Origin of the sequence: Roseibium denhamense (assembly GCF_009711415.1) — a bacterium.
GTDB classification, from domain to species: Bacteria; Pseudomonadota; Alphaproteobacteria; order Rhizobiales; family Stappiaceae; genus Roseibium; species Roseibium denhamense.
On the sequence record NZ_SMLZ01000068.1, the window covers coordinates 1 to 11,755 of the forward strand.

Annotated in this window: 3 protein-coding genes; 2 read left to right on the top strand and 1 reads right to left on the bottom strand. The window is 54.4% G+C overall.

Features of this window, described 5'->3' with window-relative positions:
• Positions 1–427 precede the first annotated feature (427 nt).
• Together E1180_RS00570 and E1180_RS00575 are read left to right on the top strand one after the other, a co-directional pair.
• Positions 428–2,455, top strand: a complete 2,028-nt coding sequence (locus E1180_RS00570) for a putative bifunctional diguanylate cyclase/phosphodiesterase (RefSeq protein ID WP_155189142.1) — start codon at positions 428–430, stop codon at positions 2,453–2,455.
• Positions 2,456–2,710: 255 nt separating this feature from the next.
• Positions 2,711–4,138, top strand: a complete 1,428-nt coding sequence (locus E1180_RS00575) for a TolC family outer membrane protein (RefSeq protein WP_208996766.1) — start codon at positions 2,711–2,713, stop codon at positions 4,136–4,138.
• Between the two features lie 74 nt (positions 4,139–4,212).
• Here the strand turns inward: E1180_RS00575 and E1180_RS00580 are convergent, their stop codons facing one another.
• Positions 4,213–11,724, bottom strand: coding sequence for a cadherin domain-containing protein (locus E1180_RS00580; protein ID WP_208996767.1), 7,512 nt, complete (start codon positions 11,722–11,724; stop codon positions 4,213–4,215).
• Positions 11,725–11,755: the final 31 nt, after the last annotated feature.

Consider the following 11,755-nt stretch of genomic DNA (forward strand, 5'->3'; position numbering starts at 1 on the left):
TTCATCCATGTTTTTAAGTTGGGCTCCCCCATGCCCGGGGGGAGATATCCGGCACCGCATGAATGGGGCTCACCACCAAATTCCAGTTTGCCGATCCACCCGAAATGAAAAAAGCGGCTTTGCCTTGATGGCTTTTGATAGCAGTCTGATAAGCGGACAATACGGCCTTAGGATCCGCTTGGCGTTTCCGGATGGGAATGCCGCACGCAGCCCGCACGAGACTCGCACTTCGCCAAGTTTTTTGGCCTCCAATCGACCAATTTACTTCAAACTGGAAAAATAACTATCCAAACAAATGAAAAGATCACCATCTAATACGCAATTTAGACAATACTCATTTATTCACACTGTTATTAAACACTCTTCATCAAACGATTTGTTATTCTATTCAAAGTACAAGTAAAAGCATCCGTATGCGGGGGCTTTTATGGATTTCGGTTTTAGCAATAGCGGCTTCGAACCTGGTTATGGTGTCCTCATCGCCGTTTTTTGCTTTTCCGGCGCGTATTATGCCGCTGAGTTATTCGCAAGGGCTCAACATGAATCCGGTGCAGCTGGCAGTATATGGACCTTTTGGTCGGCGCTCGTCTGTGCGGGAACCATCTGGCTTTCGTACATCCTGGCGCTGGTGACATTTGCTTCACAAGAGCCCTCGGGTTTCGAACTCCCGGTTTCACTGCTCGCACTCGGCATCGCAACCATGGGCCTGATGTCTGGGTTTTGGATCTCACGCCAGAACTCGCTCCGGCTCGCTCCTGAGCTATCTGGGGGCCTGATCGCACTCTCCGTTCTCGCGACTGCTGTGTTGCAAGGCAGCTCACATGTCGCGCCGCGCTTTACCAATCCAAGCGCGTTGGAAGCACCGCTTCCCGTAATTGCGGCCTTTTTGGTATGTGCTATTGGAATGAGCCTGTCGAAAAGGCTGGTTGCCCCAAAATCGAGGATATTGTTCGCCTCTGCAGTTACTGCAACGGCCGTCCTGCTTTTCCTGGCAGCAGCAGCTCCAATCCCCAGCCCCCCGGCTCCAATCGGCATTTCGGCGGATCTCATCGGCTCAACCGATATGGTTCTGATCGGCGGTGTGGTGACCACCCTTTTTGTCGTGTTTGCACTGATCGGATCCGCTTTGGACCGCCATCGCAAGGATACGGCGCGGCGCACATACAATCATCTGGCGCAACAAGATGCACTGACTCACCTGCCAAATCGCCACTATGTTCAGCGGGCTGCCAAAGATCTTTTGGGTGCAGCAGAAAGCAACAAGACGGTGTGCGCTGTTGTGATGATAAGTCTTGACCAGTTCAAGACGATCAACGATCTCCACGGCTATGAGGCTGGCGACGCCGCGTTGTGCGGCATTGCAGAGATACTGCGCAAAAATCTGCCGGCTCCCATACTGCTGTCCCGATTTTACAGCGATGAGTTTCTTATTATTAATTCAAAGCTGGAGACAGTTGACGAGGCGGTCGAATTTGCCCGGCAAGTCCGCGCTCTGGCCCGCCGGCCGCTGAAATGGGGGAACTGCCGGTTATCGATCCGATCAAGTATCGGACTTTCCATTTATCCGCGCGACGGCTCTGATCTGAACACCTTGGTCAAACGGGCAAGCCTTGCAGCCAAACAGGCCAAATCAATCGGCGGCAATCTTATCCAACCTTATGTTACCGGGATGGAAGAGGCGAACCGCTGGGAAGCAACCTTGGCCGCAGATCTACGGAACGCCACTATCGACAATGAGCTTACCCTTGTTTTTCAAAGACAAAATCTGGCCAAATCCGGGCATCTGGTCGGATATGAGGCCCTTGTGCGCTGGCGTCATACCGAGAAAGGCCCGATCGCACCGGAAGACTTCATACCCATGGCCGAGCGCTCCGGAATTATCCTCGATATCGGCAGCTGGGTTCTGGAAAACGCCTGTGCAGAGGCCGCCACGTGGCACGATCCGGTGACGCTGTCAGTCAACGCTTCTCCAGTTCAACTCTCCCGGAGCGACTTTGCCGGGCTTGTCTCTACCGTCCTGCTGAAGACAGGTCTTCCAGCGGAGCGTCTTGAAATCGAGCTCACTGAAAGCACCCCGATTGATGATCATGAACGCGTGCACGAGACCATCCGAACTCTCAGAAAGATGGGTGTCCGCGTTGCAATGGATGATTTTGGCACGGGCTATTCATCGCTCAACACGCTGCAAGCGTTCCCCTTCGACAAGATCAAAGTAGATCGTATGTTCACGCAATCGCTTGAAACGAATCCGCAATCCCGAGCGATTCTGCGATCGGCGATACTGCTTGGGCACAGTTTCAAGATCCCCGTCATTGCGGAGGGCGTAGAAACGGAGCGCCAACTCAAATTTCTGCAAGAAGCTGGCTGCCGCGAAGTCCAGGGGTTCCTGTTCGGAAAACATCTTGTCCCTGAACAAATACGCAAGCTCCGGGAAGGCGGCCTGACAAGCGCTTAATTGAAGAAGTTGGGAACCTCTCTCCAGACCGGCTTAATTCGCCTAAAGGTCGCCGTACGCCCTAAATGCGAATGCGTTACTTTAACTTCCTTTAAGTAAGGTAAAGACACTGTTAACCTTATTTAAAAACGAAGACTTACCTTTGATTAACTATAAAACTTTACCTTGATGGCAGACAACAAATGTGGTGCTGCTATGACATCCTTCTGTGCGCGATACTTTATTAGGCGGATCCGCCTCCGCATACCCTTTTTGATGGCCGGTGCATCTGCTCTGGCGCTATCCGTTTCAGCACCTGCATCTGCTCAGTCCCTTGAAGAGGCGATGGGAGCCGCCTACGCCGTCAATCCGGCCCTGAAGGCAGAACGGTCAAGATACGAGGCAACGAACCAAGGCATCTGGACCGCCCGTTCAGAATTCCTGCCAACGGTGACAGGTACGTATCTCGGAGAACAGAACGCCTTCCGGAATGAACGCGGCACGAACACAAGCGATCGCGCTTTTTTTCATGAACTTGGCGTTTCAGTGTCCCAAACCCTGTTCCAGGGATTTGCGGGCGTCAACCGGCTCAATCAAGCGCATGAAGAAGCAACCTCCGGCCGCAATCAGCTGATCGGAGCCGAACAAACCCTTTTGTTCAACACGGCAGATGCCTATTTGAGGGTTGTGCGTGATCGCGCGATCCTCGCGTATCTGCGCGCCTACACAAATGTCGTGCAGCGCGAAGTCAATGCGGCGCGGGCCCGCTACAAATCGGGCGATGCAACACGGACAGATATTGAGCAGGCCCTCGCGCGCCTTGCCGAAGCACAAGGCAACAGCGATCAGGCAACCGGTGACCTCGAGGCTACCGAGGCTTTGTACGAGCGTTTGACGGGTCAAAAGCCGGGCAAGCCGGGATGGCCCGGTATCCCCGCATCCCTGGAACCGGCTGGATTGGATGATGCGATCCTGGTGGCCTACCAAAACAATCCGTCCATCCGGGCGGCAACTGCCGACGCAAGAGCTGCCCGCTATGCAGCGCGGGCGAGCGCCGGCGATATGATGCCGCGCGTAACCCTCGAAAGCGCTTGGGAACACGGATATCGCGGAAACCTCGGGAATCAGGACGAAGAAGATTTCCGGTTCGGCGTTCGCGTTACCGCACCATTTTTCACCGGTGGCCGGAACATCGCATCCGTCAAACGGGCGAAGTTCACAGCCGCACAAGAAGAATATGAGCTGGACGACACGCAGCAGATTATCCGCGAAAACGTGATCCGGGCCATGAAGCAGCGTGCCGCGTCCCGCCTGCGGGCAAAGGCAGGTCAGCGCGCCATCGAAGCGAACAAACGTGCCGTCAAAGGTCTGCAAGTTGAGTTTGACAGCGGTCAGAGATCACTGCTGGACGTCCTTGATGGCGAGCGGGAACTGTTGCTCAGCCAAGTTGACTACATTCGGGCGCGGTATGACGCAAAGCTTGCGGACTTTTTCCTGCTGGCCAATATCGGGCGTCTGGCCCCTCAACATTTTGCAATTGTCGAAGAAAGACCGGATCCCATCGCGCGGATCATGCCGGAATTCAACACCTGGGATCTGCGGCTTGGGCCGACTGAAAACGACATGTTTCAGTCTCCCCCCATCGAAGTTGCCGTGAGCGAACCCGTTGTCATCGAAACGAAACCGCTGGAACCGATCCGTTAGCGTTTCCTGCAGCTCCCGAAACAAAAACAGGCCGCAACATGCGGCCTGTTTCTTTGCAGTTAGCTTCCGAAGGATCAGTACTGGATGCCTTCGATGTCCGTGAAGTCGACACGGCCACCATCTGCGAGATCGATGTAGCCACCGGAGTCTTGTGACAAGGTGATTTCACCGTTCAGAGCGTCGACATTCTCGATTGACCCTTCGGTCATCGTGATCGACCAATCACTGCCATACTCGCCGATTGGTGTCCCGTCGGCAGCGCTCTGCAGATCGATGATATCGATCCAGTTCGCACCCGCACCACCGAATACGGCATCATTTCCGTCACCGAGCATGTAAGCGAAGATGTCTGATCCGTCACCGCCTTCCATCGTGTCATTGTCGGTTCCGCCACGAAGAACGTCATTTCCGGCACCACCGAAGAGCGAATCCGTACCGGACTGACCGATAAGAATGTCGTTTCCGCCTTCGCCATGCAGCGAGTCATTGACCCCTTGGCCGACAAGAACGTCATCCAGACCAGTCCCGATTTGGTGGGTCGGCATGTCCTTGGTGTTGATCACATCGATCGTGATCGTTTCCGTGTCAGACAGGCCGCCGCTATCGGTCGCGGTCACGTCGAGTGTGATCGACTCTTCGGTCTCGAAATCAACAGCCTGATCGTCTTTCAGTTTCAGCAGATAATTCGCACCGTCTGAGACGACTTCAAACCGTTCATCAGAAACTGTGAACGTATGGACATCGCCTGCATCCGGATCAACGACTGAAAGCGCCACAACTTCCGCACCAGCCTGATTTTCTTCGACCGCAATGCTGTTTGAATCCGTCAAACGGACATTGTCGATCTGTGTCCCCTTGTAGTTGTCTTTGCCAACTTCGACGAACTTCAGTTTGGTGTAGTCACCGTCGCCCGCAACAACGTTATACGTATACGTATTCCATCCGTTTCCGCGGTCCAAAGGCACAACCGTATCAATCAGATCGCCATCCCAGTAGATCTCGACAGCGGCATCGCCGTCTTTACCCCTGTGACGGATATCAAGCGAAAGCTTATAGGTTTCGCCATCTTCTAGATCGTAGACCTTTTGATAGGCACTGCCATTTTGCTTCTCATTGGCCAGATCAAGGCGATGATCGCCATCGGTTGTTCCAAGATCTTCCCAGCCGGTCTTGTGAATATCCGTATTGCTGGTTTTCCAATGATCAACCTTTGCATCACCGTACCAGATTGCATCCCCGGATCCGCTCTCCTTGCCGGATGATGTGAACTCCTCAAAAGAACCGTTCTTGATGAAGTTCTTCTGCGAAATCGCATCGCCAACAATGAGGTCGGGCGCCTGGTTGCCGGGCCCGCCGGCTGTCACTTCGACCGGGAAGACCCCACTGGACTCCGTTCCGTCGCTCGATGCTGCCGTGATCGTGACATTAATGGTTTCACCGACATTGAGCGTTGCACCGCTTGCAACCGTCACAACGCCGGTATCGGCATCAATATCAAACCGGTCGTCATCGATGGAGTACGTGACAACATCTCCGGCATCGGCATCATCAGCAAACGCTGTGAGGCCAATCAAGGTTCCGGCCGCAGCGCTGGCCGCAACGAGGTTTTGAGCGGTGTTCGTGTCGCTTACCGGTCCAACAGGGTTGTTGTCGTTATCCGGCTCAACATCGATCACATCAATGACGATGGTCTCGGTGTCGGACAGACCGCCGCTGTCGGTAACGGTGACGTCTACCGTGACCTGTGTCTCCGTTTCGTAATCGAGCGCCTGATCGTCCTTGAGTTTCAGGACATATACGCCATTGGTCTCGACAACTTCGAAACGGTCATCAGACACAGCGAATGTGTGTGTATCGCCCACATCCGGATCCGCGACCGTCAATTCTCCGACGGTTGCCCCCGGCTGCTCTTCGTAGACCGAAGCACGCGCATCAGTTTCAAAGATTGTCTGATCGAAGACAACATCGTCAAAGTCCTTGTCGCCGCCGTCGATCAAGTCTTCAAAGCCGACAGTGACGCCCATCTCATCGGTGTGGTCAAAGCCATCGGCATTGAGCGATCCGTCACCAGAGAAATAGATGTTGGCGTCGTGTCCAACCAGAGGTGTCCCGTCACCGGCAACCGCCTGCCAGTTGCCGTTGCCATCCTTCTGGAAGCTGACCTCGTCACCGCTTTGCAGACCGGCGTTGAGATCTCCACCATCTGGAATGATGAAGTATCCGACATCAGCGGCGTCAAAACCCTCGATATACAGCGATTTGGTGTCCCCGGCGGTCAGGGCGTTCTGGTCAAGCCAGACGATTTCACCCATGACCGGATTGCCGTTTCCATCCATAACGAACACACCGACAGTGTTGCTGTAGCCAGCAAACTCCTCAACGAATGTCATGGTGATGGCAACGCCTGGCCCAAGCTCAGGATCGAAATCAAGGTCAGGCGCTTCATTTCCATCAGACACATCAATGGAGAAGGTTTCTGTCGATTGCGAACCGTCGGTCGACGTCGCGGTGACCATCACATCGATGTTTGGCTCGGTTTCAGCATCAAAGACAGCACCGTCCTTGACGGTTATGACGCCGGAATCCGGATCAATTTCGAAGCGGTCATCACCAGACAGCTCATAAGTCACCGTATCGGTCGCATCCGGATCGTCTGCAAAGGCAGTGATGCCGACAATCTCTCCGCCTGTTGCCAATTCGGAAACAGTATTGTCGGACGTGTCGGTATCCGTGATCGGCCCGATACTGAACTCGTTCTCATCGCCAATGCTGATCCGGAAGGTCTCAGTGACCGAGGATCCATCAGTGGATGTCGCTGTGATATCCACGTCGATGAAAGGAGTGGCTTCACGGTCGATCACCGCCTGATCGGCAACCGTTACGACACCTGTGTCAGGATCAATGTCGAACCGGTCGTCACCAATCGCATAGGTCACGCTGTCTCCGGCATCGGGATCAGCGGCAAATGCAGTAATACCGACCACGGTTCCGGCCGCTGCATTTTCCATCACAGCGTTGTTGGACGTGTCTTTGTCGGACAGCGGACCAATCGGTGCGTTTGCATCATCAATGTCGATGACGTCGATCACGATGGTTTCGGTATCCGACAGACCACCCTGGTCTGTCGCAGTCACATCTACGGTCACCTGCGTCTCGGTCTCGTAATCAAACGCCTTGTCGTCTTTCAGTTTCAAAAGGTACTTGTCGCCTGAAACAACAACCTCAAAGCGGTCATCCGACACCGTGAACGTATGCGTGTCGCCAACATCAGGATCGATGACGGAAAGCGGTGCTATCTCAGCTCCGAAGAACTCCTCAACAACTGCCGTTCTGTTATCCGAAACAATTGAAACGCTGTCGATCAACGCCCCGCCATTGTTGTCGGACCCAATCTCAACGAAAGTGAGAGTATTAGACCCATCGCCGCTGCCGCCAACAAGATCGTAGCCATATTCCTGCCAGCCGGTCCCTGTTGTGGCAGGGTCAATGGTATCGATCAGCTCACCGTTCCAGTAGACCTCCGCAACACTTTGCCCGGTTCCGCCACGGGACTTCATGTCGAATGTCAGGTTGTAGACCTGGCCGTCCAACATGCCCTCGATGGCTTGCGATGCCGTTCCGTTGGTTTTTGCCGCCAGGTCGAGATGGTGGTCGCCATCCGTGGCGCCGAAATTGTTGTGCCCGGCCTGATGGACATCGACATCCTGATAGGTCCAGCCCTCGATGGAATCCGGGTTCTGGTACCACCCAGAACCGTCATTACCACCCAGAGTGCCATCAAAGACTTCAAAGCTGCCATTCACGACAAACTGTTGGGAGCCATTCTCGAGATGCACCACAAGGTCCGGAGCCTCGTTGCCATCCTGAACCTCAATCGTGAATGTTGAGGATGCCGATGATCCATCCGTTGAGGTTGCCTTCACCGTTACATCAACGGCCGGTTCAGTTTCCGCATCGAAAGACGCACCGGCCTTGACTGTAATGACACCTGTGTCCGCGTCGATCTCGAACCGGTCACCGCCGCTCGTGAGTTCGTAGCTCACAGTGTCCGTCGCATCCTGGTCGTCTGCAAAGGCTGTAATGCCTGTTGCCTCACCACCATCGGCTGTCTCGGAGATCGAATTGCCCGTGGTATCGATATCGGAAACCGGACCAATCGAGAATTCATTCTCATCACCGACCGTTACCCGGAAGGTTCCGGTCGAGCTGGAACCATCTGTGGAGGTCGCAGTAACGTCTATGTCGATGAACGGCGTTGCCTCACGATCAATGACGGCATTGTCGGCCACCGTGATAACACCGGTATCCGGATCGATTTCGAACCGGTCATCGGTTATGGAGTAGGTAACATCATCACCAACATCCGGATCGTCAGCAAAAGCTGTGACCCCAACAACGGTGCCTCCTGCAGAGTTTTCCACCACTGCATTTGACGAGCCGTCAACATCGGTTACAGGTCCGACCGGCACCGTATTTTCCGGAACATCGATAACATCGATGACGACTGTTTCGGTGTCTGACAGGCCGCCCTGGTCGGTTGCTGTCACTTGAAGTGTGACTTGCGTTTCCGTTTCATAATCGAGTGCCTGGTCATCCTTCAGTTTCAGCACATACTGATTGCCAGAAACCACCACCTCGAACCGGTCGTCGGAGACCGTGAAGGTGTGGGTGTCACCGGCATCAGGGTCGATAACCGAAAGCGGAACAGCCTCAGCCCCAAAATTGTTTTCGACAATTCCGATCCGGTCAGTGCCGGTCAACCGCACATCATCGATGAACGCACCGTAGGTATTGTTGTCCTCGCTGGTTTCGCGGAACTCTAGAACATCGTCCCCACCGGTACCGACCACTTGGAATTCGACTGTCTGCCAAGTGCCCTTTTCAGGGTCGACGCTGGCGACCAACTCTCCGTTCCAGTACACCTCAACGGTGTTGGACGCATCGTTGGTCCTTGCTTGGACGTCGAATGAAAGGTCGTAAACCTGTCCGACAGAAGTCTCTACGGTCTGAGAAATCGAATTGACGTTCTTTTCAGAATCCAGTTCGAGATGCTGATCACCCTCAGTGGCAGAAACGCCGCCGAAGTTGTCCCAGACTTCCATCTTCCCATCCGAAGTCCAGGCACCTGAGTTATCATCGGCAAATTGGCTCCATTTGCCGGAAGCAACATCAAAGGACTCGAAGGAGCCGTTCTTGATGAGGTTGTTGCCAACGTCCCCATACTCGACAACGAGATCAGGCGCTTCGTTCACATCGCCAATATCGATAGTAAAGACACCTGTCGACGTCGATCCGTCTGAGGACGTTGCCGTGACTTCGACATCAAGCGCCGGCTCGGCTTCGTGGTCAAAGCTGACCCCGTCCTTCACGAAGATCTCGCCCGTGTCCGGGTCGATGTCGAACCGGTTGTCGCCGCCTGTGATCTCATAGGAGACAACATCGGTTACGTCGGGATCATCCGCGAATGCCGTCACACCGGTATACTCACCGCCAGCACCGTTCTCGGCCACAACGTTGGTTGTAGTGTCGCTGTCTGTGACCGGACCAATCGGACCGACATTTTCCGGAACGTCGATCACATCGATAATGATGGTCTCGGTATCGGAGAGACCGCCGGTATCTGTCGCCGTCACCTCGACCGTCACTTGCGTCTCGGTTTCGTAGTCCAATGCCTCAGTATCTTTGAGCTTCAGGACATATTTATCTCCAGAAACAACCACCTCGAAGCGGTCGTCGGATACTGCGAAGGTGTGCGTATCCCCTGCATCCGGATCGAACACTGACAATGGAGCCGCTTCGGCGCCATTTACCTCTTCAACAATGGACGTGCGATAACCGTATTCTGACGTGTCCGCGTCAAATACGAAATCGTCAAAGTCATTATCACCGCCGTTGACGAGATCCTCAAATCCAATTGAAATGCCGGATTCCGTTGTGTGGTCCAACCCATCGGGGTTGAGGCTTTCATCCCCTGAGAAGTAGACGTTTGCATCTTGGCCAACCAAAGGCGTGCCGTTTTCGGCAATCGCTTGCCAGTTGCCGTTACCGTCAAGCTGGAAGGTCACCATGTCCCCGGCTGCGATGCCGGAGTTCAGATCGGCACCATCAGGGATGAGGAAGTAGCCGATATCGGCCGCATCAATTCCAGGGAAATTGACAGTTGCCGTTTCGCCCGGCGTCAACGTGTTGCCATTCGTCCAGACGATCTGCCCGGCGACCGGGTTGCTGCTGTCATCCATGACGAACACACCGAAGCTGTTGCTATATCCGGCTTCTTCTCCAGTGAATGTGATTGTCGCTGATGTACCCGCACCTTCATCGGTGTGAAACACGAGATCAGGTGCCTCGTTCACGTCACCGATATTGATTGTAAAGGTACCGGTCGAGGTCGATCCGTCAGAAGATGTCGCTGTAACCTCAACATCAAGTTCCGGCTCGGCTTCGTGGTCAAAGCTGATCCCGTCTTTCACAAAAATCTCGCCGGTATCCGGGTCAATGTCGAACCGGCCGTCGCCGCCGGTCAATTCATATGTGACCACGTCGGTAACGTCGGGATCATCCGCGAATGCCGTCACACCGGTATACTCACCACCAGTGCCATTCTCGGCCACCACATTGGTTGTGGTGTCGCTGTCTGTGACCGGCCCCACCGGCCCCATGTTCTCGTCAACATCCAAGACATCGATAACGACTGTTTCGGTGTCCGTCAGACCGCCACTGTCTGTAACGGTCACATCCACGGTCACCTGGGTCTCGGTTTCGTAGTCAAAGGCTTCTGTATCTTTCAGTTTCAAGACATACTTGTCGCCTGACACGACCACCTCAAAGCGGTCGTCCGAAACCGTGAATGTGTGCGTATCGCCAACGTCGGGATCGAACACGGCCAGCGGCGCAATCTCTGCGCCAAAATACTCCTCAACCACAGCAATCCGGCTGTCAGACACGACCGAAACGTTATCGATGAATGTGCCGAAGGTTTTGTTGCCTCCACCGACTTCCACGAATGTCAGAGTGTCTGAACCATCGCCGGATCCGCCAACGATCTCATAGCTGTAGTTCTGCCAAGTCTTACCAGTCGTGGCCGGATCAATCGTATCGATCAGCTCGCCGTTCCAGTAGACCTCCGCCACTGTTTCACCCACACCGCCGCGGGGCGCTGCATCAAAGCTGAAGGTGTAAACCTGCCCCTCAAGCATCCCCTCGATTTGCTGTGCTGCGAAACCACTTTTGTTTGCGGACAGGTCGAGGCGGTGATCGCCATCGGTCGTGCCTGCTCCCTGGCGGTCGGATTGCTGGACGTCGACGTCCTGATAAGTCCACCCTTCGATCGACTCCGGATTTTCGTAGTAGCCTTTCGGGTCGGTACCGGACAGGGTGCCTTCAAACTGTTCGAAACTTCCGTTGATGACGAGGTTTCCGCTGTCTTCCAGACAAACCACAAGATCCGGCGGTTCATTGCCATCCTGGATCTGGATATCAAATGTACCCGTCGACGTTGATCCGTCCGTTGAAGTCGCGGTGACCTCAACGGAAACTGTCGGCTCCGTTTCGAAATCAAAGCTGGAGCCGTCCTTGACAGTGATCACACCCGTGTCCGGGTCAATCTCGAACCGGTCG